This is a genomic window from Haladaptatus sp. AB618 (assembly GCF_024136965.1).
Lineage (GTDB): Archaea > Halobacteriota > Halobacteria > Halobacteriales > Haladaptataceae > Haladaptatus.
This window is the reverse complement of the sequence record NZ_JAMYJX010000002.1, coordinates 267,373-292,794: the sequence shown is the minus strand read 5'-3', so window position 1 is coordinate 292,794 and position 25,422 is coordinate 267,373. Positions and strand designations below refer to the sequence as shown.

At 60.9% G+C, this 25,422-nt stretch carries 22 protein-coding genes, 2 tRNA genes and 1 riboswitch; of the genes, 13 read left to right on the top strand and 11 right to left on the bottom strand.

Annotated elements, in window-relative coordinates:
* Nucleotides 1-22 precede the first annotated feature (22 nt).
* Nucleotides 23-787 carry a protein-L-isoaspartate O-methyltransferase gene (locus tag NKF26_RS08360; RefSeq protein WP_253226703.1) on the top strand — a complete coding sequence of 255 codons (765 nt, stop codon included), beginning with the start codon at nucleotides 23-25 and terminating at the stop codon, nucleotides 785-787.
* Nucleotides 788-811: 24 nt separating this feature from the next.
* Here NKF26_RS08360 and NKF26_RS08355 read toward each other — a convergent pair whose 3' ends face one another.
* The 4 genes from NKF26_RS08355 to NKF26_RS08340 all read right to left on the bottom strand — a co-directional run bounded on the left by NKF26_RS08355 (nucleotide 812) and on the right by NKF26_RS08340 (nucleotide 4,262).
* Nucleotides 812-1,444, bottom strand: a complete 633-nt coding sequence (locus NKF26_RS08355) for a class I SAM-dependent methyltransferase (protein ID WP_253226704.1) — start codon at nucleotides 1,442-1,444, stop codon at nucleotides 812-814.
* Nucleotides 1,445-1,493: 49 nt separating this feature from the next.
* On the bottom strand, nucleotides 1,494-2,735 hold the full coding sequence (locus NKF26_RS24365) for a hypothetical protein (protein ID WP_342766322.1): 1,242 nt from the start codon (nucleotides 2,733-2,735) through the stop codon (nucleotides 1,494-1,496).
* Nucleotides 2,736-2,800: 65 nt separating this feature from the next.
* Nucleotides 2,801-3,334 carry a DUF1697 domain-containing protein gene (locus tag NKF26_RS08345; RefSeq protein ID WP_253234176.1) on the bottom strand — a complete coding sequence of 178 codons (534 nt, stop codon included), beginning with the start codon at nucleotides 3,332-3,334 and terminating at the stop codon, nucleotides 2,801-2,803.
* Nucleotides 3,335-3,776: 442 nt separating this feature from the next.
* Complete coding sequence (locus NKF26_RS08340) at nucleotides 3,777-4,262, bottom strand: Ig-like domain-containing protein (RefSeq protein WP_253226706.1); 486 nt, start codon at nucleotides 4,260-4,262, stop codon at nucleotides 3,777-3,779.
* Between the two features lie 76 nt (nucleotides 4,263-4,338).
* Here NKF26_RS08340 and NKF26_RS08335 point away from each other — a divergent pair, with 76 nt between their 5' ends.
* The 3 genes from NKF26_RS08335 to crcB (NKF26_RS08325) all read left to right on the top strand — a co-directional run bounded on the left by NKF26_RS08335 (nucleotide 4,339) and on the right by crcB (NKF26_RS08325) (nucleotide 6,292).
* Entirely contained in the window at nucleotides 4,339-5,367 is a 1,029-nt protein-coding gene (locus tag NKF26_RS08335; RefSeq protein ID WP_253234175.1) for an ATP-binding protein, read from the top strand.
* Between the two features lie 47 nt (nucleotides 5,368-5,414).
* Nucleotides 5,415-5,483, top strand: a riboswitch (Fluoride riboswitch).
* Between the two features lie 9 nt (nucleotides 5,484-5,492).
* Nucleotides 5,493-5,933: a fluoride efflux transporter CrcB gene (crcB, locus tag NKF26_RS08330; protein ID WP_253226708.1), complete on the top strand. Its 441-nt coding sequence runs from the start codon at nucleotides 5,493-5,495 to the stop codon at nucleotides 5,931-5,933.
* Nucleotides 5,930-6,292 carry a fluoride efflux transporter CrcB gene (gene crcB, locus NKF26_RS08325; RefSeq protein WP_253226709.1) on the top strand — a complete coding sequence of 121 codons (363 nt, stop codon included), beginning with the start codon at nucleotides 5,930-5,932 and terminating at the stop codon, nucleotides 6,290-6,292. Before crcB (NKF26_RS08330) ends, crcB (NKF26_RS08325) begins: the two co-directional genes overlap by 4 nt.
* 1 nt (nucleotide 6,293) lies before the next feature.
* Here crcB (NKF26_RS08325) and NKF26_RS08320 read toward each other — a convergent pair whose 3' ends face one another.
* The 6 genes from NKF26_RS08320 to NKF26_RS08295 all read right to left on the bottom strand — a co-directional run bounded on the left by NKF26_RS08320 (nucleotide 6,294) and on the right by NKF26_RS08295 (nucleotide 12,041).
* Nucleotides 6,294-6,725, bottom strand: coding sequence for a universal stress protein (locus NKF26_RS08320; protein ID WP_253226710.1), 432 nt, complete (start codon nucleotides 6,723-6,725; stop codon nucleotides 6,294-6,296).
* Between the two features lie 36 nt (nucleotides 6,726-6,761).
* Nucleotides 6,762-9,239, bottom strand: coding sequence for an RND family transporter (locus tag NKF26_RS08315; RefSeq protein ID WP_253226711.1), 2,478 nt, complete (start codon nucleotides 9,237-9,239; stop codon nucleotides 6,762-6,764).
* 6 nt (nucleotides 9,240-9,245) lie between these two features.
* Nucleotides 9,246-10,766, bottom strand: coding sequence for a COG1361 S-layer family protein (locus NKF26_RS08310; protein WP_253226712.1), 1,521 nt, complete (start codon nucleotides 10,764-10,766; stop codon nucleotides 9,246-9,248).
* A gap of 380 nt (nucleotides 10,767-11,146) precedes the next feature.
* Nucleotides 11,147-11,219 (bottom strand) — tRNA-Asp (locus NKF26_RS08305).
* An 82-nt stretch (nucleotides 11,220-11,301) separates the two neighbouring features.
* Entirely contained in the window at nucleotides 11,302-11,745 is a 444-nt protein-coding gene (locus tag NKF26_RS08300; RefSeq protein ID WP_253234174.1) for a group I intron-associated PD-(D/E)XK endonuclease, read from the bottom strand.
* 223 nt (nucleotides 11,746-11,968) lie between these two features.
* A tRNA-Asp gene (locus NKF26_RS08295) sits at nucleotides 11,969-12,041 on the bottom strand.
* Nucleotides 12,042-12,327: 286 nt separating this feature from the next.
* Here NKF26_RS08295 and NKF26_RS08290 point away from each other — a divergent pair.
* The 8 genes from NKF26_RS08290 (at nucleotide 12,328) to NKF26_RS08255 (ending at nucleotide 21,855) form a co-directional block, all read left to right on the top strand.
* The gene (locus NKF26_RS08290) at nucleotides 12,328-12,555 is read left to right on the top strand and encodes a DNA-directed RNA polymerase subunit H (protein ID WP_253226714.1); all 228 of its coding nucleotides are present in this window, start codon (nucleotides 12,328-12,330) and stop codon (nucleotides 12,553-12,555) included.
* A complete protein-coding gene (locus NKF26_RS08285; RefSeq protein WP_253226715.1) occupies nucleotides 12,555-14,111 on the top strand; it encodes a DNA-directed RNA polymerase subunit B'' in 1,557 nt (518 codons plus the stop codon). Before NKF26_RS08290 ends, NKF26_RS08285 begins: the two co-directional genes overlap by 1 nt.
* Nucleotides 14,111-15,937 (top strand): DNA-directed RNA polymerase subunit B, encoded by a 1,827-nt coding sequence (gene rpoB / locus NKF26_RS08280; protein ID WP_190303755.1) that lies wholly within the window; start codon nucleotides 14,111-14,113, stop codon nucleotides 15,935-15,937. Before NKF26_RS08285 ends, rpoB begins: the two co-directional genes overlap by 1 nt.
* Entirely contained in the window at nucleotides 15,937-18,867 is a 2,931-nt protein-coding gene (locus NKF26_RS08275; protein WP_253226716.1) for a DNA-directed RNA polymerase subunit A', read from the top strand. The genes rpoB and NKF26_RS08275 overlap by 1 nt, the downstream gene beginning before the upstream one ends.
* Nucleotides 18,860-20,041: a DNA-directed RNA polymerase subunit A'' gene (gene rpoA2 / locus NKF26_RS08270; RefSeq protein WP_253226717.1), complete on the top strand. Its 1,182-nt coding sequence runs from the start codon at nucleotides 18,860-18,862 to the stop codon at nucleotides 20,039-20,041. The genes NKF26_RS08275 and rpoA2 overlap by 8 nt, the downstream gene beginning before the upstream one ends.
* Nucleotides 20,041-20,484, top strand: coding sequence for a NusA-like transcription termination signal-binding factor (locus NKF26_RS08265; RefSeq protein WP_253226718.1), 444 nt, complete (start codon nucleotides 20,041-20,043; stop codon nucleotides 20,482-20,484). Before rpoA2 ends, NKF26_RS08265 begins: the two co-directional genes overlap by 1 nt.
* A 310-nt stretch (nucleotides 20,485-20,794) precedes the next feature.
* Nucleotides 20,795-21,223 carry a 30S ribosomal protein S12 gene (locus tag NKF26_RS08260; protein ID WP_007979666.1) on the top strand — a complete coding sequence of 143 codons (429 nt, stop codon included), beginning with the start codon at nucleotides 20,795-20,797 and terminating at the stop codon, nucleotides 21,221-21,223.
* 2 nt (nucleotides 21,224-21,225) lie between these two features.
* Nucleotides 21,226-21,855: a 30S ribosomal protein S7 gene (locus tag NKF26_RS08255; protein ID WP_253234173.1), complete on the top strand. Its 630-nt coding sequence runs from the start codon at nucleotides 21,226-21,228 to the stop codon at nucleotides 21,853-21,855.
* Between the two features lie 198 nt (nucleotides 21,856-22,053).
* On the opposite strand, the gene NKF26_RS08250 is transcribed toward NKF26_RS08255, so the two are convergent.
* On the bottom strand, nucleotides 22,054-22,815 hold the full coding sequence (locus tag NKF26_RS08250) for a DUF5781 family protein (protein WP_253226720.1): 762 nt from the start codon (nucleotides 22,813-22,815) through the stop codon (nucleotides 22,054-22,056).
* A gap of 141 nt (nucleotides 22,816-22,956) precedes the next feature.
* On the opposite strand from NKF26_RS08250, the gene NKF26_RS08245 reads away from it, so the two are divergent.
* Nucleotides 22,957-25,143: an elongation factor EF-2 gene (locus tag NKF26_RS08245; protein WP_253226721.1), complete on the top strand. Its 2,187-nt coding sequence runs from the start codon at nucleotides 22,957-22,959 to the stop codon at nucleotides 25,141-25,143.
* Nucleotides 25,144-25,422: the final 279 nt, after the last annotated feature.

Genomic DNA, 25,422 nt, shown 5'->3' with positions numbered 1-25,422 from the left:
ACATCGGAACCCAAGCCGAACCATGGAACCGTCGGCGCTGCGCGACGATATGGTCGCCAGCCTCGAACACGAGATGAAAGGACTCGTTCGGAGCGAGTACGTCGGTCTCGCACTTCGGACCGTCCCCCGCCACGAGTTCGTCCCCCTCGAAGCACACGAAGGTGCCTACACCGACCAGTCGTTCGACCACCGAGGGACGAAAATACTGTCGCCGAGCACCGTCGCCCAACTGCTGGAAGCCCTCGACGTTCGGGAGACCGATTCCGTTCTCGTCGTCGGGGCTGGCGTCGGCTACACCTCCGCCGTACTCGCGGAAATCGTCGGTGAGGAGAACGTCCACGCGGTCGATATCACGCGAACCGTCGTATACGAGGCTCGGCAGAACCTCGCATCCGCGGGCTACGGCGGTGTCTTCGTGGACTGCCGCGACGGTGCGGACGGACTCCCCGAGTACGCACCGTTCGACCGAATCGTCGTGGAAGCAGCGTCCATCCGACCGCCGCGCGCGCTCGTCGAACAACTGACGCCCGACGGCCGGTTGGTCGTCCCGTTGGGCGGCGGCACACAGCGGTTGGCCGCCGTCGAGCGCACCCGTGATGGGACCCCCGAAGTCGCGGATGAGTTCGGCACCGTCGCGTTCTCGCCGCTCCTCGTTGACGGCGAACAGGCCGATACCATCGAACGGAACCGAACCGACCGCGAGGACCGCGAGTTCGCGGAACGCCACTTCCAGACCCGTCGTGGCTGGGAACACGAATGGATCGACTGGGACGGCGACGGATTGTAGCTCCCGAGAAGCGGCGAATATTCGTTATTTCACGGCGCGTCGAACCACCGTGAGCCACGCTTCGACGCTCTCGTCGTTGGACGGTGAGACGTCCTCACCCTGCGCGTTGACTTCGAACCGTGCAGGGTCGATTTTCACGATTTCCCACCCGTCCTCGAACGCCGTCCGGAGTTCCTCCTCGCTGATTCGTCGCGGTCCCCACTCACCGGGTTCCTGGTCGCTGAAACAGAGGATGACGACGTACCCGTCCGGCGCGACGGCGCTCGCCAGCGACGAGACGTACGTTCGTCGGGTTTCGTCATCGAAGACGTGAAACAGGCCGCAGTCGACGACGACGCCGAAATCATCCTCGACGCCATCCAGTGAAAGTGCATCCTCGATCCGGAAGTCGATATCCCCGGCGACGTCACGGGTTTCCGCCTTCGTTTTCGCTTGCTCGATGGCTCGTGGGGACGCATCGGCGCCGAGAACGGTGTATCCGCGGTCGGCGAGGAAGAGCGAATTTTCTCCGGTTCCACAACCGAGGTCGAGAATCGGTCCCTCGAACGGGATTTCGTCCCGCTCGAACAGCGAGCGGATGGCCGACTGCGGGCGACCGATGTCCCACGGTGGTGTTCCGGTGTACGCTTCGTCGAATCCGTCTTCGGGGGAACTCATTACAGGAATCGAGGCACGGGAGTTCCATAGGCTTCTAGGCCGTCGTCCGTCACTCCGCCCCGGCATCCAACCGCGCGGCGACCGCATCGGAGACGTTCGACAGGTGCGTCGCCCCCCAGACGGCCACGATGACACCCCCAACGGTGTCGAACACCAAGTCGAGCATCGTGTTTTCGAGCGAGTACTGCGACAGGACGCTCCCCGTTCCCGTCATCGTCGCCAACCCGCCGAGTCCGAACTCCAGCAGTTCCCAGAGCACGCCGAACGCGAGCGTGAAGAGGAGGATGAACAGCAGCATGAACTTCCGCGGAAGGTAGATGGAATCGGCGTGAACGTCGAGCGCCCGCACCGTCGTGTAGCCCGCCGCCGCGACGAGCGACGAGGAGAGGGTGTGGGTCAACTGGTCCCACAAGCCGACGGACTCGTACAGACCGACGGTCCCGACCGCGTGCAGAAAGACCGGGACGACGATCCAAAGCGTTAGGCCGGTATCGACTGGCAAGTGGTAATCCCGTTCGAGCACCGCCGGTAACTCCATCAGCGCGAGCGCGACTGCCGTGTTGACGACGATGCCGACGTTCGCTCGGTACAGGCCGTACGCCAGTACGCCGACGAGGACCACCTGAAGCGACCGCACCAGCAACCGTTGTTGCTCATCCGAGAGCCACCCGTCCGACGACTGGACGGCCGTCGTCTCCTCCGAGTCGCGTCGCTTGCCGCCATCCCGAAAGCCGAACCGGCGCGAATCGATGTGCCGGAAGTACGTCGCAAACACGATTCCGGCCGCGAGACCGGCGAGGGTCGCGGCGAGCAGCGACCACATCAGGCTTTGGAGTCCGTGCAAGTCGTGCATACCGAGCGTCCGGTCGGCGACCCACTGGACGACTGCCCACAGACCGGCGATCGCCATGGTCGTGATGACGACGAACAGGACCGCGAACCACGGGGAGAGTTCGACTTCGGTGAACGCGTCCAATTCCACCGCCAGCACCAGCGCAAGCCCCGCGACGGTCAGAAACGTCGCGACGGAGCGCGGAAGAATCGAACCGAACGGGACACTCAGGAGGGGGATCGCGACGAAACAGAGCGCTTCCCACGGCACCATCGTCGTCGGGCGGTGGTACGCTCCGACGGGAACCAGCGCGAGCGCGAGGGCGACGAGACCGAGACCAGCCCAGAGGAAATCCCCGCCGAGAACGCTCGCGAGAACGGTGATACCGATCACGGCGACGAGAATCCACGCGGCGAGCGCGTTTCGGGTTCCACGCTCGATTCCCTCGTTCCGGGACATACGTCTACTACGGCCATCACGAGTTAAAAACGAAAAGGCCGACAGGGTCGAAACGAGGGACGGATTTACCGCGCCAACTCGTGTACCCTGGTAACCACGTTCCACGTGCGTCGCGTCGCGGGTATACCGAGAACATCCCCGACATCGGTGAACTGGCCGCTTTTCCGCTCGTCCGTTCGAATACGGCTGTACACTTCGCGGTTCATAGTTTCGAACTCCTCGGCGTCGTTCCCGGCGGCCGAAAGTGTTCGAATCTGTTCGTCATCGGGGCAATCGTTCAAAAACGAGACGTACAGCTTCGTCGTCTCGTCCTCCGGTTGCGCGAACGGACATCGGCCGATAATTTCGTGGAGTTCATCGCGTGTCCTGACCATGACCGAGATATCGTACCCGAACGACGCTTCGACGGCATCCACGAGTTCGTCTTCGAGTTCGTTCGCGGCCGAATCGTCCGTCTCGAACACGACATTCCCGCTCTGGATGTACGTTCGAACGTGCTCGAATCCGAGCGATCGGCAGAGGTCGCGAAGGGCATCCATCTTCATTCGATTGTGCGCGCCGACGTTGATGCCGCGTAGAAAAGCGATGTACGTCGTCATGGGGTATCACTCCATGATGGTGGGGAATCGTCATAAAGAACGTACTTTTCGCCGGTAGACGGGGTACTCGATTGGGAACCGTTCGAGTGTTCGCCGGACGACACGATAGAATGGTCTCCTTAATCGAGATGCCTCCCCACGAACGGAGGAAGAACAGCGATTCAGATCGCAGTCATCGAGTCAAACTATGCGCGCAGCCACGCCTTCGGATGTTCGTCGCGGAGATGGTCGTGATACCACTTCGTCGCTACAGGGTAAGACGTGCCGATCATCTGCAGACCGCAGTGTCGACAACGAGCCATTGCCATATGGAACACGGTAGAAGGAGGGGGTTGATAGCTGTTACTATTTGAATTGAGCTGTTTCTTTGAACCTACTGCGCGGGAAACAACCGCCTAACGATCCGGAGTCCCGAGCGGATTCACGGTCCATCACCCGTTTCCTATCCGGACACGACCAGGATTTTCGTGTTCCCTTGCTTGTCCTCGAACTTGCTTCCCGCGGGTGGTTTAATGTCGATTTCGAGCGTGCCATCGTCCTGATTTGGTCCCAATCCGGGACGTATCGACAGTGTCGCTTTCCCATCGTCGCCCGTCGTCGCGGTCTGGATGTGTTTCAACGTGGCCGAATCGCTCTTCACGACGACTGTCGCCCCTGTGACGGGGTTGCCGTCCGAATCGATGACCGAGATATCGACCGAGTGATAGCCCGGGTGGACCACCTCGGGCGACGGTTTCGCGTCGAGTTCGCTCACCGTCAACCCGTGAAGCCCCGACAACATGTTCATCATCACCCCGAGACTTGCGACGCCGACGACGAGCGCGATGACCAACCGAATGGGAAGTCCCTCGATGGCCCGCTCGTCCGACCGAAACGCCCGAATCCCACGGCGATGCTTCACCTGCTGTAGCCGCTGACGCACTGACATGGCCCGGAGTGGTTCCGGTTCGAGATATAAACTCTCGGACGAAGGTTTATACCGGAGGTCGAAACCAACACCCGACATGACCGACGTTTTGGGGCGAACGGGCGACACGGGTGTTTCGGGAGGTCTCGGCACCTATCGCGCCCGAGACGGTAGTGCAGGTGCGCCGGTTCGGATCGATTTGGACGGACCACACGCCACGCTGGTCGTCGGCAAGCGCGGGTACGGAAAATCCTACACGCTCGGCGTGCTGATCGAGGAACTCGCGGAGACGGCGGGCGTCACCCCCGTCGTCGCCGACCCAATGGGGGCGTTCCGGACGTTTGCAGACGTCTCCGGATTCGACGTGGTCGAGAACCCTCGCGTGTCGGCGGACGCACTTTCCCCGCGTGCGTGGTGTGAGTTGCTCGGACTCGATCACGAGGATTCGGCCGGGTCGCTGGTGTGGCAGGCCGCCGCGAAGACGGGGTCGCTGGCCGGGATGCACGAATGCGTCTTGGACGCGGACGTCGCGCGGACTACCCGCCGCACCGCCCGAAACCATCTCGCGCTCGCCGACTCGTGGGACGTGTTTTCGCCCGATGGACTCACCGCGACGGATTGTGTGGCGTCGACGACGATACTCGACTGCTCGGGATACGACGACGCGCCGATGAACGCCGTCGTTCGGGCGATTGCCGACGACCTGTATCGTGCCCGGATTACGGAATCGGTAGCGACACTTCCGTGGTTGGTCGTCGACGAGGCGCACGCGTTCTTCGATGGAATCGCCCGGGCGGCGCTCGAAACCATCCTGACTCGGGGGCGACGACCGGGCGTCAGTTTCGTCGCCGCGACCCAGCGTCCCGCGGCGCTTCCGGACGTGGCGGTTTCCCAGTCGGACCTGCTCGTGGCCCACCGACTGACTTCACGGGCCGACCGCGAGGCGTTGGCCCGTGCTCGCCCGACGTACATGCACGGGTCGTTCGCCGACCGAATGCCCGAAACACCGGGGGCAGCCCTCGTCGTGGACGACGCGACCGAAAACGTCCACGAGATACGGATTCGGGAGCGACACGTCGAACACGGCGGCGGGAGTCCGAGCGCGAGCGAATTCGCAAACCGGTAATATCCGGCTCCTTTCGAGTTCGTTAAGTGGATTCGGGAGGGAACAGTGACTAACCGGGCGATGGAGTCCGCCTCCCCCAACCGCCGAACACGTCGGCTGATGACTCCTTTTCGAGAGCGACAGATATGGGACGTACACATCCACTACACACGTTAGAAGTTCTGCTATTGGTTGGCGTCGGCGGGTTTGCGGGGTCGAACCTCCGCTACTTCGTCAGCCTCGTCCAACCCGGCTTGACGGGGACGCTCATCGCGAACGTCGCCGGCAGTTTCGCGCTGGGATTCATCCTGTACGAGGCCATCTACATGGGGTATCTGGCCGACCAAACCCACGTCGTGGTCGGCACCGGGTTCCTCTCATCGTTTACGACCTACAGCACGTTCGCAGTGCAGACGACGCAAGCGGCGTCGCCGCTCTGGATGATCGGCAACGTCGCGGCGAACTACGGGTTAGGACTGATGGGCGTCCTGCTCGGCCGGACGCTCGCCCGTAACGTCAACGGGAGGAGCAAGGAAGCGGAGAAGATGGCAGAGCAGGAAACGACGGAAACGGAGGTGCCGGAATGAGTTCGCTCGATCCCGCCCACATCGTCGGGACGGGCGGTGCGATAGGCGCGCTGTGCCGCCATTTCGTCAGCGAACGGATCGATGCCGACGAGTTCCCGATCGGAACGCTCACCGTGAACGTCGTGGGGAGTTTCGTTCTGGGTCTCGTGACGTTCCTCTCCCTCGGAAATCAACTCGCGCTCCTGCTCGGCACCGGTGCGTGTGGCTCGTTCACGACGTTCTCGTCGTTCTCCTTCGAGACGTTTCGGTTGTGGGAGACCGGCGAGCGATTCCGCGCGGCGACCAACGCCCTCGGCAACCTCGTCGGTGCCATGCTCGCTATCGCCCTCGCGTGGGGCGTCGCCCAACTGCTCGGCTAAGCTACGCCGTCACTCGAATCACGAGTACCGGCAGGTCGGTATTGCGGATGACTTTCTCGGTGACGCTCCCGTTCAGGAAGTGTTCGAGACCGGTTCGGGCGTGGGTCCCCATCACGATGACGTCGATTCCGTGTTCGTCCGCGTAGGTAAGTATTTCCTCGTGGGGAATTCCGCGCAGGAGTTCCGTTGCTAGCGGTACGTCCCGTTCGTCCGCCACCCGTGTTACGTCCGAAATCGCCGCTTCTCCCAGTTCCGTTCGGTCGCGCTCTATGGTGAGCCATTTCGTGTCAGAGAGCGTGTTGTAATCCCGCGTATCGACGACGTACACCGAATGAACCCTCCCACCCGTAAACGACGCGAGGTCGAGTGCTTCCGTGATGGCGTCGGTAACCTCTGAACTACCATCGGTCGGGACGAGTATCTCGTCGTACATCCCGTTCTACCTTCGGCGGGCAGGGAAATAACTGTTCTACAGGAAGTAGCGATACCAGACGACGATGACGGATGGCGTCAACAGGATCGCCGTGAGATACGAGTAGAAGATGCTCAACGCCGTCACGAGACCGAACTGACCGAGAACTGGCGTGATGGCGAGAACGAGAATTCCCGTCCCGGCAACCGTCGTTAGCATACTGCCGGTCAGCGCACCGCCAGTGCCGCGGACGGTTCGGGTGAGGGCGTCGAACACGTCGTCGTCCGTCGGGCGTTCGGACGCGTCCGTTCCCTGCTCGAACTCGTCGGTAAACCGATGCACGACGTGGGCGGAGTAGTCGGTTCCCAACCCGAGTGCAATCGCGAGAACGGTTGCGGTAAGCGCGTTGAACGGGATGCCGAACAGCCGCATCGTTCCGGCGAGAAGTGCGACGGCGACGACGATGGGAAGCAGGTTGATCACACCGAAGGCCGCCCGCCCGACGAGCACGCGATAGACGAACGCGAGAAAGACGGCAGTCGCGATGAGCGCGGTGATGAGGCTCCTGAGAGCCGAGGCGAAGATGATCGACGCGATGGATTGGAACACGACGGTTTCGCCCGTCGCCGTCGCGTGAAGACGATATCGCTCCGCGAGGGTTCGGGCATCACGAGCGACCGCATCCTGCGACGCACCGCTTTTCGTCGAGTAGACGACCTGTGCGTGCCGCTGGTCCGCCGTGATGTACTGGAGCGCCTCGTCCCGTACGGGCGACGACAGCAACCGATCGTAAATCGTGCCGAGGTTATCGTCCGGAACGCCGTCGCGATCGATGTCGTTCCGTTGAACGAGTCGGCGGAATTCGGGTGATTGAGCGCTGTAGTTCCGGATGACGGTGATGATGCTCTCGGAACTCGCCTGTCGATCCCTCTGGACGAACGCCTTCGGCGGGTTGTGGTTCGCGTGCTGAATCGATTCCAGCGCGTAATCCTCGCGTAACGGTCCCTGAACGTACACCGTCACGGTGTCGCCCTGAACGGCGGCGAACTTCTCGTCCAGGAAGTTCGTCGTTTGGGTGACGGTGTACGTCCCCGGCGCGAACGGTTCCGGCAGCGATTGCAGATAGCTCGGCGTCTGTTCCGGCGGGAGGAAATCCTCGTTCGAGAAGGACGTGCTGATGCCGGTGGCGTAGTACCCCGAAACGACCGTCACGAGCAGCGCGAACGCGAGAACGAACGGTGCACCACGCCGAGCGAGCGTGACGCTGACTTGCAGGAGTCGCCCGAGTGCGGACCCTTCTTCGCCGAGCGGTCGTAGGCCGAACACGGGAAGGTCGTACCGGAATCGAAGTCGGTCGGTTTCGACCTTGGCCGCCGGGAGGAAGATACCGAAGATGAGCGCCGTGACGAAGATGCCGATCGCGGCGACCAATCCGAACTCACGAATCGGTTGCAGGCGACTCGTGAGGTTCGACCCGAACCCCATCACGGTCGTCCCCGTAACGATGAAGAAGGCGACGAGCAGTTGGTCGGTCGTTCGCCGCATCGACCTCCCGATTCCCAGTCCGGTGACACGCTCCTCCCGGTAGCGGTTGATGGCGTGTATGCCGTAGTCGATACCGACCGCGAGGAGCAAGGGCGGCACGGCGACGAGCAACTGTGTGAACGGAATCCCGATCCAGCCCATGAACCCCAGCGTCCAGATGACGGTCATCACCAGCGAGACGACCCCGAGCAGGAGGTCCAAGGGGTCACGATAGGCGAAGATCAAGAAGACGAGTATCAGGATCGCGGCCGCGGGCGTGACGATGATGAGCGAATCGAACGTGACGCTCGACAGTTCCGAGGAGATGATGCCGCTACCGAACACGCGGATGTCGCTATCGACGCTCCCGACGACGGATTCCGAGCGGAGTTGAATCCGCGTGAGCGGGTCGTTCGCGCTCGATTCGGCACCCGCTTGCTGTGAGAGTCCACGCGGAATACGATGATCGACGACGGCGATCGTCGCCGAGGCCGAGGCCGCCCGTGGGTTGAAGTCTTTGCTCAAGAGGGTTCGAAAACCGGGCGTTCCCGAGGCCCGCCGAACGGCGATTTCGATCTCCGTCGGCGTCGCCTGCCGAACGGTTCGCACCTGTGCTTCGAGCGTCGTCGCGTTCGGGTCGATGGTTCGTGCCACGATGCTCGCGGCGCTCGTCGTCGAGGAAACCCGGAGGTCGGTCCGCTGTTCGAGGCGGTATTGAGCCTCCAGCATCGCCAATAGTTCGGGTTTCGAGAGCACGTTCCGGCCGGTCTGGATGAGCTGTGTGCTCCCGTTTTCCGCCGCGAACGGTGGCGTGAACTCGCGGTTGACGGCGTCGAACGCCTCCTGTGCGGGGCTGTTTTCGGTGAACTGGCTCGTCCCGGATTCGGTCGAGATGCGAACGAGTCCGACACCAAAGACGGCGGTCAGGACGAGAAAGACGAGCAGAACGGTCTTCGACCGCTCGGCGATCCACACGTCGAGCCAGTCGATAACGCGTTGATAGTCCACCATTGGGGGTCACCGCCTGCGCAGGACGAACACGGCCACGAGAACGAGGAGTACCGCGATGCCGAGGAGGACGAGAATCCCGTTCGAACCGCTCACGAACGACAGGACGCCACCGCGTTCCGGTGACGTCACTCGAACGGGAACCGAGTACGTGTCGGTGAGTTTCGTCTCACCGTCCGGCGTGTCGTACTGGAAATCGACCGACGCCGGGTACGTGTTCGGGAGCGTCCCACCATCGGCACCGATGTCGAACCGGATCGTCGCCGACTGATTCGGTTCCAGTTTCGGGATGAACGCCTCGTTGTCGTTGACGGTCAACGGACTGTCCACGAACGCCTGTGCGTCGATGTTCCGCAGGGTTTCGTTCCGGTTGTTCGTGACGACGAGCGACACCGTCCCCGTCGAACCGGCCTCGACCGACGCCCGGTTCGCATCGATCCGGAACTCGTCCTTCCGGGGGTGGACATCGATCCGTGCGTCGAGCGATTTGCTCTGCCTCGGGTCGCCGTCCTGATTCTGATAGCGCACGACGAACGAGAGCTGTCGCGGACCGCGGTCGGCGGTGTCGCTCACGTCGATACGGAAGTCGAACGGTTTCGATTCGCCGCTATCGAGCGTTCCGAGCGCGTACTCCGTCTCGGTCGGTGAGAACGTGGTGTTCCCGCGCTGGGGCGCGAGAACGAGGACGGCGTTCGGGGCGCGCTGTGGTCCTTCGTTGGTCACGGTGCCGGAGACGAACCCCTGCTGTCCCACCCGTAAGGTGCTGTGCAAGTCACCTACCGAAAACGATTGTTCTGGGTCGGGAATGATGCCGACGAGATGGGGATTCGTTTGATTCCGACTTCCGTTCTCCCGATAGGAGATCGAGAGGCTGAACGGGTAGTTACCGCCGACCGTGTCGTTGCTCGCCGTGACGCGATACTGGAACGTTCGCCGCTCGTTGGACGACCACCGACTGACGAACTGGCTGGCGTTCGGCGACCGCCCCAAACTGAGTTGCTCGTTCGACGACTGTAGCGAGACGACGGCGTCGTGAACGTCCCGTCCGGTGTTCTCGACGGTCAGCGAAACCGTCCCCGTGTCGCCAGCCTGCACGTTCGAGGATATCGCTGTCACCTCGAACCGCTCCAAACGAACCCGCTCGGTCGGCCGCACGTCGAACGTGTACGGGTCCGTTCGCTCGCGAGAACCGTTCGCGGTCGTGTACGACACCGTCGCCCGAAACGGGTAGTTCTCGGATTGTGCGAACTCCTCCGCGAGTAGGCCGAACTTCACCGTTTTTCGCTCGCCCTTCGACCAGTTACCGACGAACTTGCTGGCGGTCTGTGACGGGCCGAACCGAACGCTCTCGTTCGGCGAACGCACTCGAACACTCGCGTTGGAAACGTCGCGTCCGGTGTTGACGAACGTGATCGAGAGGTTTCCCGACCCGTTTATCGGCACGTTCGACGCGGTCGAGACGATACTGAACGATCCCGTCGGGTTCGGCGTCCCCTGTTGACTGGCCGCCGTATCTGCCGTGCGTCCCATAACCGTCCACCCGCCGTGAGCGACCAGCAATACCAGAATGAGCGAGACAACTACCCGACGATTCATCCGCCCCATCCCATGAGAACCGTCTCCCCCGTTCGTGCCATTCGTTCGTCCCCCACACCTGTCACGACGCCACCATTTGTATAGGTTTGCCTCGTGTCGGAGTGGGATTTCGTCCCGAAATCACGTCTCAGGAGACGGATGGTTCTATTCGAGAGTTGAGAGTTTAGAAAGCGCCCGAGGCGGGATTTGAACCACACCCGAGGACCTACACACGGCGCAGAACCTCAGTCTGATTCAAATTCGCTGGCGATTTCGTCCTCACTGGGAGACGAGCAACGTGGATGCGTTGCTCGTCGGTGAGTTCGGAAGAAATACGCCCGAGGCGGGATTTGAACCCGCGTCACAACCGTGACAGGGTTGTATGATGGGCCACTACACCACCCGGGCCTTCGCATTCACTTCTTTCTCGCGCCCTTATTAAGGGGTGTCGATTTCGTCGCTCTATGGTACTACGTTACGTGGGTGAATATTAAGCACACTTTCTAGGTGGGATTTCACCCGTGAACTCGTACTCTTTCGCCCAATTGATCGAAGGATGGTCGATTTTGGCATCGAATCTAAGTTCCATTTTCTGTACTGTTGCTTCATTCACATATATCCAGTACGTTTTTCCGTTTCTTGGATAACGAACGACGAATGCATCGATCTTTCCGTGATATGGATTTTCGTGATAATTTCCTTCTTTAGTTGTTTGTGAATGAGTATTGAATCGTATCGTTTCCTCCTTGTTCTGCCATGCCGTTTTGCACTGAATCCGATATAACTGTCCATCATCATCAACTATCAAGTCGTATTTGTCATTGTCGCCAAATGGGATTGAAACGCTGTATCCATGCGAGATCATTTTGTGAATGACTTTCGCCTCGGTTTCATCTCCCCTATCCTTCGTATTTGTCTCACCCGAGCATCTCATCTGTCGTATTAATGAGCTATATCAAGTATATTGACTATTTCGGTGAGAGGGACAATTTTCCGAAATCGATTTTCACGAGGTATCGAAATTACCGAAGGGGTAGAAGGGGTAGTAAACTACGGGCGAGAGCCAACGGTACATGTAATGCTTCAGCCTACACAAGAATCGAAGATCACAGAAATCAGTAGAAATGACTCTGTTCGAGAGTTGAAAGTTCAGAAAGCGCCCGAGGCGGGATTTGAACCCGCGTCACAACCGTGACAGGGTTGTATGATGGGCCACTACACCACCCGGGCCTTCGCATTCACTTCTTTCTGGCTAGTACTCTTAAGGCTTTCCAATGACGCTCCGTATGTGGATTCGTACCGAGCTATGTTAACGCATCCCGCTTGCCCAAACCATTTATACCAGAACGGAGTAGATAGCAGTGTTCAGTTGGCTGCCTCCGTCCGGTGCGGAGGTATTCGGGATAGCCGAGCGTGTGCGAACCCTATTTAGCAAGCCTTAAATGAGTGCTACGTGTAATACCCTGTAGTATCTCGTGATAGCCATTTCTCCCGCTAGCCGGAAACTCGTGCACACATGGTAGACGTAAGCCAACACAAAATGGTTCCGGAGCACACCATCGTCGATTCGGACGAAATCGACGAAGTGCTCGCGGAATACGACATCAAGAGTACAGACCTGCCGAAGATCAAACGGACCGACCCCGCACTGCCCGACGACGCAGAGCCGGGTGACGTTATCAAAATCGTCCGCGACTCACGAACGACCGAACGAGCAGTCGTGTATCGACTCGTGGTGGAATAATGCAACAGCAAGATCGACGCGAACTATCGAGGGAGTATTTCTCGAAAGAACGACTCGCGGAGCATCACTACCGCTCGTTTAACGCCTTCCTGAACCGAGGTATGCAGGAAGTCGTTACCGAGAAGGGAATCATCGACACCGACATCGGTGACAAGGAAGGAGAGGAACCGGTGTTCGTCGAACTCGGCGACATTCGTGTGGTTACTCCGCGCGTACGCGAAGCGGACGGGAGTGAAGAACTCCTCTACCCGCAGGAGGCACGCCTCCGTAACATCACGTACTCCGCACCGGTGTTCATGGAGATGACCATCGTCAAAGGCGAAGGCGACGACAAGCGTGTCGTCGATTCAACCGAGACGAAGGTCGGACGGATGCCGATCATGGTCGGCTCCGAGAAGTGTAACATCGCCAACTTCGACGAGGACGACCTGGTCGAAATCGGTGAGGACCCTGCTGACCCCGGCGGCTACTTCATCGTCAACGGTTCGGAGCGAGTGTTGATGACCTCCGAGGACCTGGCACCGAACAAGATTCTCGCCGAGTACGACACGAAGTACGGCGACGAAATTCAGGTCGCAAAGACGTTCAGCCAGCGCCGAGGATACCGTGCCTTGGTTCTGGTCGAGCGCTCGCGTGACGGCCTGCTCGAAGTGTCGTTCCCGTCCGTTTCGGGAAGCGTCAACTTCGTCACGCTCGTTCGTGCGCTGGGACTCGAATCCGACGAGGAGATCGTCCACCGCGTCTCCGACGACCCGGAAATCGTGAAGTTCATGCTCGAAAATCTGGAGGCCGCCGAAGTCCAGACACAGGAGGAGGCAATCGAGACCCTCGGGAAGCGGGTCGCCTCCGGACAGGGCAAAAACTACCAGTTGAAACGGGCAAACTACGTCATCGACCGCTATCTCCTGCCGCACCTCCACGAGGACGGTGTCGAGGAGGAGGAAGTTCGCATCAACAAGGCGTACTACCTCGCCCGGATGGCCGAGGCGTGTTTCGAACTCGCACTGGGTCGGCGCGACTCGGACGACAAGGACCACTACGCCAACAAGCGACTGAAAGTGTCCGGCGACCTGATGAAGGACCTGTTCCGGACGGCGCTGAACAAGCTGGCACGCGACGTGAAGTACCAGCTCGAACGCGCGAACATGCGTAACCGACAACTGTCCGTGAACACGGTGGTTCGGTCCGACGTTCTCACCGAGCGTCTCGAACACCCGATCGCGACGGGGAACTGGGTCGGTGGCCGCTCCGGCGTGTCGCAGTTGGTCGACCGGACGGACTTCATGGGTGTGCTGTCACACCTTCGCCGTCTCCGCAGTCCGCTCAGTCGTTCGCAGCCTCACTTCGAGGCACGTGACCTGCACGCGACCCAGTGGGGTCGCATCTGCCCGTCCGAGACGCCGGAAGGGCCGAACTGTGGACTGGTGAAGAACTTCGCGCAGGCGATGGAACTCAGCCAGAACATCGAGGACGAACAGGAACTGAAACAGGAACTCTCGTCGATGGGCGTCGAGGGGATTCCCGGAATCGAGAGCATCGAAGGGAGCGCAGACTGATGAGTCAGGGACGAGAAGCCAAAGTATACGTCAACGGCAGTTTGGTCGGAACACACCCCGACCCCGAACAGCTTGCAGATCAGGTCCGCGAGGCGCGCCGACGGGGCGACGTCAGCGAGATGGTCAACGTCTCGGTCAAGGGACGCACCAGCGAGGTCATCATCAACGCCGACGCGGGGCGCGCACGCCGCCCGCTCCTCGTGGTCGAGGACGGCGAAACGCGCATCACGGACGAGGAAACCGAGGCGCTCAAGCAGGGCGACCTCTCGTTCGAAGACCTCGTCGAGCGTGGGAAGATCGAGTTCATCGACGCCGAGGAGGAAGAGGACATCTACGTCGCCGTCGATGACACCGAGTTGAACGAGGACCACACGCACCTCGAAATCGACCCGCAACTCATCTTCGGTATCGGTGCCGGGATGATTCCGTACCCGGAGCACAACGCCAGCCCGCGGATTACCATGGGTGCAGGGATGATGAAGCAGTCGCTCGGTCTGCCGTCGGCGAACTACCGTATTCGCCCGGACACGCGACAGCACCTCTTCCACTACCCGCAGCTCTCGATGGTGAAGACGCAGACGACGGAGCAGATCGGTTTCGACGACCGACCCGCCGCACAGAACTTCACCGTCGCGGTCATGAGCTACGAAGGGTTCAACATCGAGGACGCGCTCGTCATGAACAAGGGGTCCGTCGAACGCGCGCTCGCGCGTTCGCACTTCTTCCGTACCTACGAGGGTGAGGAACGCCGATACCCTGGTGGACAGGAAGACCGCTTCGAGATTCCGGGCGACGACGTGCGCGGTGCCCGCGGTGAGGACGCGTACACGCATCTGGACGAGGACGGACTGGTCAACCCCGAGACGCGCGTGGACGAGAACAGCGTTTTGTTGGGGAAGACGAGTCCGCCGCGATTCCTCGAAGAGCCGGACGACATGGGTGGCCTGTCGCCACAGAAACGCCGCGAAACCAGCGTCACGATGCGCTCGGGCGAATCCGGCGTCGTGGACACGGTCACGCTGATGGAGGGCGAGGACGGTTCGAAGCTCTCCAAGGTGTCCGTTCGTGACGAGCGAATCCCGGAACTCGGGGACAAGTTCGCGTCGCGACACGGACAGAAAGGTGTCGTCGGTCACATCGCACCGCAGGAGGACATGCCCTTCACGCAGGAAGGGGTCGTCCCGGACCTCATCGTCAACCCGCACGCGCTGCCGTCGCGGATGACGGTCGGTCACGTGCTGGAGATGATCGGCGGAAAAGTCGGCGCGATGGAAGGCCGTCGCGTGGACGGAACCGCGTTCACCGGCGAGGATAAAGAGGACCTCCGCGCCGCGCTGCAGGAACGCGGGTACAAATCGTCGGGGAAGGAAATCATGTACTCCGGCGTGACGGGCGAGAAGATTGAAGCCGAGATTTTCGTCGGCACCATTCTCTACCACAAGCTCTACCACATGGTGTCGAACAAGCTCCACGCTCGTTCGCGTGGACCGGTGCAGGTGCTCACGCGCCAGCCGACGGAAGGTCGTGCCCGCGAGGGTGGTCTCCGTGTCGGTGAGATGGAGCGTGAGGTGCTCATCGGACACGGTGCCGCGCTGGCACTCAAGGAACGACTGCTCGACTCCTCCGACCGCGAATGGATCTACGTCTGCGGTCAGTGTGGAATGAGCGCGGTCGAGAACATCGACCAGAACCGTGTGTACTGCCCGAACTGTGAGGAAGAAACGGACATTCACGAAATCGAGATGAGCTACGCGTTCAAGCTCCTGCTCGACGAGATGAAGGCGCTTGGCATCGCGCCGCGACTCGAACTGGAGGACGCAGTCTAATGGCAACAAGTCAAACTCCCAAGGAAATCGGATCCATCAGCTTCGGGCTGATGGACCCGGAGGAGTACCGAGAGATGTCGGCGACGAAGATAATCACCGCCGACACGTACGACGACGACGGATTCCCCATCGACATGGGGCTGATGGACCCGCGATTGGGCGTCATCGACCCCGGTCTGGAATGCAAGACCTGCGGGCAACACTCCGGGTCGTGCAACGGCCACTTCGGTCACATCGAACTGGCCGCGCCGGTCATCCACGTCGGCTTCACGAAACTCATCCGCCGACTGCTTCGCGGGACGTGCCGTGACTGCTCCCGACTCCTGCTCACCGAGGAAGAACAGGAGAAGTACCACAGCATGCTCACGCGGACGAAGGAACTCGGCAACGACATCACCGACGTGACGAAGGCGGCCATCCGCGAGGCGCGGAAGAAGGACCGCTGTCCGCACTGTGGTGAGGTCCAGTACGACATCAACCACGAGAAGCCGACGACCTACTACGAGGTCCAACAGGTGCTCACGAGCGAGTACTCCGAGCGAATCGCCTCCCGGATGCAGGGCCGTGACGAGAACGGTGAGGAGGACGAGGACCTCGAACCCATGGCGCCACAGGAGTTGGCGGACAAAACGGGCATCGAGATATCGCGCATCAACCAGATCATTTCCGGCGAGTTCCGCCCGCGCGAGGCCGACCGGAAATCCATCGAGAAGGCGCTCGGTATCGACCTGACGACCGAGGACATGAACAAGCTGATGCCCTCGGACATCCGCGACTGGTTCGAGGACATCCCGGACTCGGACATCGAGGCGCTCGGTATCAACTCCGACCGCTCGCGTCCCGAGTGGATGATCCTGACCGTCCTGCCGGTCCCGCCGGTGACTGCTCGGCCGTCGATCACGCTGGACAACGGCCAGCGGTCCGAGGACGACTTGACCCACAAGCTGGTGGACATCATCCGCATCAACCAGCGGTTCATGGAGAACCGCGAGGCCGGTGCGCCACAGCTCATCATCGAGGACCTGTGGGAACTGCTGCAGTACCACGTCACGACGTTCATGGACAACGAGATTTCGGGCACGCCGCCCGCTCGTCACCGTTCCGGGCGTCCGCTGAAGACGCTGAGCCAGCGCCTGAAGGGCAAGGAAGGTCGCTTCCGTGGCTCGCTGTCCGGAAAGCGTGTGAACTTCTCGGCACGGACCGTCATCTCGCCGGACCCGACGCTCTCGCTGAACGAAGTCGGTGTCCCGCGAAGGGTCGCCCGCGAGATGACCCAGACGATGAACGTCACGCCGCGAACCATCGAGGACGCGCGACGCTACGTTCGAAACGGACCGGAGGGTCACCCCGGCGCGAACTACGTCAAGCGACCCGACGGCCGACGCCTGAAGGTCACCGAGAAGAACTGCGAGGAACTCGCGGAGAAGGTCGAGCCGGGATGGGAGGTCAACCGACACCTCATCGACGGGGACATCGTCATCTTCAACCGACAGCCGTCCCTGCACCGGATGTCCATCATGGCCCACGAAGTGGTCGTGATGCCGTACAAGACGTTCCGACTGAACACCGTCGTCTGTCCGCCGTACAACGCCGACTTCGACGGGGACGAGATGAACATGCACGCACTCCAGAACGAGGAGGCACGCGCGGAAGCGCGCGTGCTCATGCGTGTGCAGGAACAGATCCTCTCCCCGCGCTTCGGTGAGAACATCATCGGCGCGATTCAGGACCACATTTCCGGAACGTACCTGCTCACCCACCATAACCCGCACTTCAACGAGACGCAGGCACTCGACCTGCTCCGTGCGACGCGGATCGACGAACTGCCGGAGGAGGACGGCACGGAAGAGAACGGAACCCCATACTGGACGGGTCAGACGCTGTTCTCGGAACTCCTGCCCGACGAACTCGAACTGGAGTTCATGAGTTCGACCGGCGACACGGTCGTCATCGAGGAGGGTCAACTCATCGAAGGGACGATCGACGAGGACGCGGTCGGCGCGTTCGGCGGGGAGATCGTCGACACCATCTGTAAGGTGTACGGCGAGACCCGCGCCCGTCACTTCATCAACGAAGTCGCGACGTTGGCGATGCGCGCCATCATGCACTTCGGTTTCTCTATCGGTATCGACGACGAGACGATTCCGCTGGATGCACAGGACCAGATCGACGAGGCCATCGAGAACGCATACGACCGCGTGCAGGACCTCATCGGCACGTACGAGAACGGCGAACTGGAATCGCTTCCGGGTCGAACCGTGGACGAGACGTTGGAGATGAAGATCATGCAGACGCTCGGCAAGGCGCGTGACTCGGCCGGTGACATCGCGGAGGATCACTTCGCGAGCGACAACCCGGCAGTCATCATGGCCGACTCCGGTGCACGTGGGTCGCTGCTCAACCTGACCCAGATGGCCGGCTGTGTGGGACAGCAGGCAGTTCGGGGCGAGCGCATCAACCGCGGGTACGAGGACCGTACGCTCTCGCACTACCAAGCCGACGACCTGTCCGCGGACGCCCACGGCTTCGTGGAGCACTCCTACACCGGCGGTCTGACCCCGCTGGAGTTCTTCTTCCACGCGATGGGTGGACGCGAAGGGCTGGTGGACACGGCAGTTCGTACCTCCAAGTCCGGGTACCTCCAGCGCCGTCTCATCAACGCCCTGTCCGAACTCGAAACGCAGTACGACGGAACGGTGCGCGACACCAGCGACACCATCGTCCAGTTCGAGTTCGGTGAGGACGGTACCTCGCCGGTTCAGGTCTCCTCGTCCGAGGAGAACCCGATAGACGTGGACAGCATCGCAGACCAGATTCTCGACGAGGAGTTCGACAGCGAGACCCGCAAGCTCGAATTCCTCGGCGACCGACAGCCGCCGACGAATCTGTCCGAACACGCGGACGCACGGCAGGTGGAGTCAGATGACTAACGTAACAAACGATATGGAAGCCATCGTCGAGGACACGGAACTTCCGCGACGACTCAAGGACGAAGTGTACGAGACCATCGAATCCCGCGATGGCGTCTCGCTCGAACAGGTAACGGACATCGCCAAAGCGGTCGAACACCGCTACCTCGACACCCGTGTCGACCCGCTCGACCCCGTGGGGACGGTGAGTGCCCAATCCATCGGGGAACCGGGAACGCAGATGACGATGAACACGTTCCACTACGCGGGTGTGGCGGAGATGGACGTGACACAGGGGCTGCCGCGCCTCATCGAACTAGTGGACGCGCGGAAGACGCCCGACACGCCCATCATGACGGTGTACCTCGAAGACGAGTACGCCGAAAACCGCGAGAATGCTCACGAAGTCGTCTGGAACATCGAGGCGACGAAAATCCTCGCGCTCGGTGACATCTCGACGAACGTCGCCGACATGATCGTGTCCATCAACCTGAACGAGGACACGCTCGAAGAGCGGATGATCACCCCGGACGAGGTCGCATCCATCATCGAGGACAGCCTGGGCGTGCAGACGACCCAGCAGGGAACGGTCATCGAGTTCGGTCCCGACCAGCCGAGTTACCGCAAGCTACTCCAGTTGGTCGAAGAACTCCGTGAAATCGTGTTCAAGGGAATCGAGGAGATCACCCGCGTCGTCATCCGCCGCGAATCGCTCGACGACGGCGAGGAGTTCGTCCTCTACACGGAGGGGTCGGCGTTCGCCGACGCCCTCGAGATCGAGGGCGTCGATGCCTCCCGAACGACGTGTAACAACATCCACGAGATCTATCGGACGCTCGGCGTCGAGGCGGCCCGCGAGTCCATCATCGAGGAGACGATGGACACGCTGGAAGAACAGGGTCTCGACGACGTGAACGTTCGCCACCTGATGCTCGTGGCCGACATCATGACCAACCGTGGAACGATCGAATCCATCGGTCGCCACGGTATCTCCGGCAGCAAGGAGTCCGTCCTCGCGCGTGCAGCGTTCGAGGTGACGGTGAACCACCTGCTCGACGCCGCCATCCACGGCGAAATCGATGACTTGAACGGCGTCATCGAGAACGTCATCGTCGGCAAGCCGATCAAACTCGGAACCGGTGACGTGGACCTCCGGATGGGCTCGGTTAGTCGCGGCGCGGAACCCTCCGACTGATGACGGTCACACTCACCGATACGGCACGGCAGTACATCGCCCTCTTCGAGGACGAGACGGGTGCGACCGCCCGCGACTGTGTCGTACTCGGTGACGATGGAGACGACGACGAGGAGAAACGCGTCATCTTCGTCGTCAAACCGGGGGAGATGGGACAAGCCATCGGCCCGGGAGGCGCGAACGTCCGCACGGTCGAGGAGGAACTCGACGCGGACGTGGAACTCGTCGAGGACGCCGAGGACCCGGCGCGGTTCGTCATCAACGCGCTCGCCCCGGCGGAAGTTCACCACGTCACGATCAGCGAGAACAACGATACGGTCGCCTACGCCGAGGTGGCACAGCAGGACACCGGCGTCGCCATCGGAACGAACGGTCGCAACATCGAAGCCGCGAAACTGCTCGCGGCGCGCCACTTCGACGTGGACGACATCCAGCTGACCTAAACCACCTTTTACGACGGTCACAAGCAGGAGCGATGATTGTTGTCATCGCTCCTGCTCGCGGCGAGTGTTCGACTCCTGCGATGGGTGGACATCCTGTTTGGGTAGTTTGCGGACGCCATTTCACGCTCGTTACGGACGAATTCCTTGACCGGTCAATGACACAGTTCGGTTCGAACGAACCATTTGACTCGGCTTAGAATCATTGAAACGCGCTCAGATCGCTTTATCGACCCCTTTCGAGCGACCTGCGGGCGTCTCTTCGCTTCCAAAAGGGGACGCTTAAGTACCTTCGTCGGATAGTCCACAGCATATGGCGAACGGCAAGTACGCAGCTCGTAAGCTGAAGAAGGACCGCCAGAAGCATCGGTGGTCTGACTCCGATTACGCCCGACGTGAGCGTGGTCTCGGGGAGAAATCCGATCCCCTCGAAGGCGCGCCGCAGGGCCGAGGTATCGTGCTGGAGAAAGTGGGCATCGAAGCGAAGCAGCCCAACTCCGCGATCCGAAAGTGTGTTCGTGTCCAGCTCATCAAGAACGGAAAGCAAGTCTCCGCGTTCTGTCCCGGTGACGGCGCGATTTCGTTCATCGACGAGCACGACGAGGTCACCATCGCCGGTATCGGTGGTGCGAAAGGTCGTGCGATGGGTGACATCTCCGGTGTCAACTACAAGGTCGAGAAGGTCAACGGCGTGAGCCTGAAAGAACTGGTTCGCGGAAACGCGGAGAAACCGGTCCGATAACCATGAGTGCAGAAGAAGAAGAAGAACAACCGGAAGCGGAAGCGGAAGAGGAAGTCGACACCGAAGGCGACGAGATGGCGGCGAAGCTGTTCGGTACGTGGGACGTCTCGAACATCGAGTTCAACGACCCCAGCACCGAGCGCTACATCAACATCACGCCCGTCGCGCACACGATGGGCCGCCACGCATCGAAGCAGTTCCAGAAGAGCGAGGTCAGCATCGTCGAGCGCCTCATCAACCGTCTCATGCAGACGGAGGAGAACACGGGCAAGAAACAGCAGACGATGAAAATCGTCCGCTCCGCGTTCGACATCGTTCACGACCGTACCGAGGAGAACCCCGTTCAGGTTCTCGTCCGTGCAGTCGAGAACGCCGCCCCGCGTGAGGAGACCGTCCGCCTGAAGTACGGTGGTATCTCGGTCCCGAAGGCAGTCGACGTCGCGCCCCAGCGCCGTGTCGACCAGTCCCTGAAATTCATCGCGGAAGGCGCACTCGGCGCGTCCTTCAAGACGTCCACCGACGCTGAAGAGGCACTCGCCTCCCAGCTTATCGGCGCTGCGGACTACGACGTCCAGACCTACGCGGTCAACCAGAAAGAAGAGAAAGAGCGCGTCGCCGCCGCGGCCCGCTAAATTTCTCCCGGATATTCTCTCGTTTATCGCTCCTTGAGTGACGACTTCGGAGAGTTGGTCTTCGCCCTTGCAGTTGTAACTACCGAGAAGTAGATTTGGAAAGCCCTCGTCCGTTCCGAGAAAATGCCGGTTCCGTCGTGGCTGCAAGTATCGAGCGGCAATGAAACCGCTACGCAGAGCAACCGAGACCGGATCTGCTTAGTCCGCCGCTTGTTCGGAACCACCTTCTTCGCCACCGAGGACGTATTCACGGGCGGCGTCGACCAGCGCTTTTCGGTACTCGCTTTCGGTGGGGTCGTCGCCGAGTGAGAGGAAGCGGTATTTGAACCCCTGTACGTCAACGGACGGGGCGTCACGGGAGGCGGTGCGGGCGAGGTCGTAGAGGCGGTGGTCCCGCGCGACGAGGTCGTGGCGCTCGACCATGGCGAGCGCGAACGCGGCGTTGACGGCCGTCATCTCGGGGTCGGAGGTCGCGGTCAGTCGGCGGCCCGGAAGTCGTTGTGGGCGGTCGGCAACCGCGGCCGCGAGTTGCGATTCGAGGAAAGTGACGAGTTTGTCGCTCGGGCCGAGGTCGAGCGTGATGTCGTCGGCGTAGATGTCCTTCATGTGATTGGCGATCTGATAGCAGTGAGTGAGTTTCCGACGCTCGACTGACCGACCCGCGAACGCGAGGAACAGCGCCTCGGCGGTCGATTGGGTGTGCGAGGGGTGGGACTGCTCGTTGCGGGCCATGTGCGAGTACTCGTGGAGCGCGAGTTCACGGGCCATTACGCTGGTCGCGGCCTGCCGGGAGATGTTGAGGACGTGGTGGTCGTCGGGGTGTGCAGTCCACGTTCGTTCGTCCGGATCGTCACGCACACGTACGTGAACGGGTCGTTCGAGGTCGAGTTCGGTTTCGAAGAGGTCGGAAGCACTGAGGAATGGGTTGGGGGACGTAGAACCGTGTACTCGAATATCCATGCGTGTTGTTGTCACGCTCTGAATGGCCATTACTCTTGTGCCATATGTGACTGTTTGGCAGGGTAATGGGCCGTTTCCAGCCGTTTTGCGGGCGGGAAAACACTACGCTTTTCAACCTCGTACAGGTAGAGACACCCATATATGGGTAGACGAAAGAAGATCGTCGAACAGTGTGAGCGGCTCATGGACAAGCCGGAGCAGATTCGGAACATCGCCATCGCCGCCCACGTCGACCACGGTAAAACGACACTGACGGACAACCTTCTCGCTGGTGCGGGCATGATCGCCGACCAAGGCGAAGCCACCCAGTTGATGATGGACACGGAGGAGGACGAACAGGAACGCGGTATCACCATCGACGCGGCGAACGTCTCGATGACCCACGAGTACGAGGACAAAGACCACCTCATCAACCTCATCGACACGCCGGGCCACGTCGACTTCGGTGGCGACGTGACCCGTGCGATGCGTGCCGTCGACGGTGCGCTCGTCGTCGTGGACGCTGTCGAAGGCGCAATGCCGCAGACGGAGACCGTCGTCCGACAGGCGCTCCGTGAGGGCGTTAAGCCAGCCCTGTTCATCAACAAAGTGGACCGACTCATCTCGGAACTCCAAGAGGGTCCCGAGGAGATGCAACGCCGCCTGCTCAACGTCATCGACGACGTGAACGAGCTGATCCGCGGCATGACCGAGGACATGGACGACGTGGACGACTGGACCGTCTCCGTCGAAGAGGGAACCGTCGGATTCGGGTCGGCACTCTACAAGTGGGGTGTCTCCATGCCGTCGATGCAAGCGACGGGCATGGACTTCGGGGACATCATGGACCTCGAACGCAGCGACAAGCGTCAAGAACTCCACGAGCGAACGCCGCTGTCGGACGTCATCCTCGACATGGTCTGTGAACACTTCCCGGACCCCATCGAGGCGCAACCGCGACGTATCCCGCGCGTCTGGCGTGGTGACGACGAGTCGGAACTCGCCGAGCAGATGCGACTCGTGGACCCGGACGGCGAAGTCGTCCTGATGGCCACCGACATCGGTATCGACCCGCACGCTGGCGAAATCGCCGCCGGTCGTGTCTTCTCCGGAACACTGGAGAAAGGTCAAGACCTCTACGTCTCGGGAACCGCCGGAATGAACCGCGTCCAAAGCGTCGGTATCTACATGGGTGGCGAACGCGAGGAAGTGGAGCGCGTCCCTGCCGGGAACATCGCGGCCGTCACCGGTCTGAAAGACGCTATCGCCGGTTCGACGGTATCGAGCGTGGAGATGACGCCGTTCGAGTCCATCGAACACATCAGCGAACCCGTCATCACGAAGTCCGTCGAGGCAAAGAGCATGGACGACCTGCCGAAACTCATCGAGACGCTTCGACAGGTCTCCAAAGAGGACCCGACCATCCAGATCGACATCAACGAGGACACGGGTGAACACCTCATCAGCGGACAGGGTGAACTCCACCTCGAAGTCATCACCCAGCGTATCGAGCGCAACCAGGGAATTCCGGTGACGACTGGTGAGCCTATCGTCGTCTTCCGCGAGAAGGTCCAGGGAGCGACCACCGAAGTCGAAGGTATCTCCCCGAACCGCCACAACCGGTTCTACCTCACGGTTGAACCGCTGTCGGACGATATCGTCGAGAAGCTGAAACTCGGGGAGGTCTCGATGGACATGCCCGAACAGGAGCGCCGTGAAGCGCTCCAAGAGGCTGGCATGGACAAGGATAGCAGCCAGAATGTCGAGGAGATTCACGGGTCGAACATCCTCATCGACAACACGAAAGGTATCCAGCACCTGAACGAGACGATGGAACTCGTCATCGAAGGACTGGAAGAGGCGCTCGACAACGGTCCGCTCGCTGGCGAACCCGTCGAAGGAACGCTCATCAAACTCAACGACGCACGTCTCCACGAGGACACCATCCACCGTGGTCCGGCACAGGTCATCCCTGCGGTCCGGCAAGCAGTGCACAATGCACTCATCCACGGTCACGTCAAACTCCTCGAACCGATTCAGAACGTCCGTATCGACGTTCCGAACGACCACATGGGTGCCGCGTCCGGCGAGATTCAGGGTCGCCGTGGCCGCGTGGACGACATGTACCAAGAGGGTGACCTCATGGTCGTCGAGGGTATCGCGCCCGTCGACGAGATGATCGGGTTCTCCTCGGACATCCGCAGTGCGACGGAAGGTCGTGCGTCGTGGAACACGGAGAACGCCGGGTTCCGCTTTATGGCGGACAACCTCCAGCGAGAGACCATCATGGAGATCCGAGAGCGCAAAGGCATGAAGTTGGAACTCCCGCAGGCCGTCGATTACTTCTAATCGAGGAATCCCCTCGAACGTCCTTTCTTTCGTGCAGTCACGAACCGAGGAGCCGACGCTCTGCTCTGTTGTTCGATGGATATCGCGCCACGTAGAATCACTGTCGTCTCACTGCACTGGCTTAGAATCGCTAGCATCGCTCGCCGAGCGTTTTCAGGTCGGTGAGAAGGTGTCGTCAGTTACAGTCGCGAACAGCTATCGGTCCCCCCGGAAAACGATCTCCGCGTCGCACATGGGGCACACCCGGTTCTGGCTGTCGAACGCCGTCTGGCAGAATGC

Coding starts and splice junctions, on each gene's coding strand:
- NKF26_RS08355 (WP_253226704.1), bottom strand. CDS start 1,444: ATGAGTTCCCCCGAAGACGGATTCGACGAAGCGTACACCGGAACACCA.
- NKF26_RS08260 (WP_007979666.1), top strand. CDS start 20,795: ATGGCGAACGGCAAGTACGCAGCTCGTAAGCTGAAGAAGGACCGCCAG.
- NKF26_RS08275 (WP_253226716.1), top strand. CDS start 15,937: ATGGCAACAAGTCAAACTCCCAAGGAAATCGGATCCATCAGCTTCGGG.
- NKF26_RS08335 (WP_253234175.1), top strand. CDS start 4,339: ATGACCGACGTTTTGGGGCGAACGGGCGACACGGGTGTTTCGGGAGGT.
- NKF26_RS08310 (WP_253226712.1), bottom strand. CDS start 10,766: ATGGGACGCACGGCAGATACGGCGGCCAGTCAACAGGGGACGCCGAAC.
- NKF26_RS08340 (WP_253226706.1), bottom strand. CDS start 4,262: ATGTCAGTGCGTCAGCGGCTACAGCAGGTGAAGCATCGCCGTGGGATT.
- NKF26_RS08320 (WP_253226710.1), bottom strand. CDS start 6,725: ATGTACGACGAGATACTCGTCCCGACCGATGGTAGTTCAGAGGTTACC.
- NKF26_RS08255 (WP_253234173.1), top strand. CDS start 21,226: ATGAGTGCAGAAGAAGAAGAAGAACAACCGGAAGCGGAAGCGGAAGAG.
- NKF26_RS08285 (WP_253226715.1), top strand. CDS start 12,555: ATGCAACAGCAAGATCGACGCGAACTATCGAGGGAGTATTTCTCGAAA.
- NKF26_RS08315 (WP_253226711.1), bottom strand. CDS start 9,239: ATGGTGGACTATCAACGCGTTATCGACTGGCTCGACGTGTGGATCGCC.
- rpoB (WP_190303755.1), top strand. CDS start 14,111: ATGAGTCAGGGACGAGAAGCCAAAGTATACGTCAACGGCAGTTTGGTC.
- NKF26_RS08245 (WP_253226721.1), top strand. CDS start 22,957: ATGGGTAGACGAAAGAAGATCGTCGAACAGTGTGAGCGGCTCATGGAC.
- rpoA2 (WP_253226717.1), top strand. CDS start 18,860: ATGACTAACGTAACAAACGATATGGAAGCCATCGTCGAGGACACGGAA.
- NKF26_RS08345 (WP_253234176.1), bottom strand. CDS start 3,334: ATGACGACGTACATCGCTTTTCTACGCGGCATCAACGTCGGCGCGCAC.
- NKF26_RS08290 (WP_253226714.1), top strand. CDS start 12,328: ATGGTAGACGTAAGCCAACACAAAATGGTTCCGGAGCACACCATCGTC.
- NKF26_RS08250 (WP_253226720.1), bottom strand. CDS start 22,815: ATGGATATTCGAGTACACGGTTCTACGTCCCCCAACCCATTCCTCAGT.
- NKF26_RS08360 (WP_253226703.1), top strand. CDS start 23: ATGGAACCGTCGGCGCTGCGCGACGATATGGTCGCCAGCCTCGAACAC.
- NKF26_RS24365 (WP_342766322.1), bottom strand. CDS start 2,735: ATGTCCCGGAACGAGGGAATCGAGCGTGGAACCCGAAACGCGCTCGCC.
- NKF26_RS08300 (WP_253234174.1), bottom strand. CDS start 11,745: ATGAGATGCTCGGGTGAGACAAATACGAAGGATAGGGGAGATGAAACC.
- crcB (WP_253226709.1), top strand. CDS start 5,930: ATGAGTTCGCTCGATCCCGCCCACATCGTCGGGACGGGCGGTGCGATA.
- NKF26_RS08265 (WP_253226718.1), top strand. CDS start 20,041: ATGACGGTCACACTCACCGATACGGCACGGCAGTACATCGCCCTCTTC.
- crcB (WP_253226708.1), top strand. CDS start 5,493: ATGGGACGTACACATCCACTACACACGTTAGAAGTTCTGCTATTGGTT.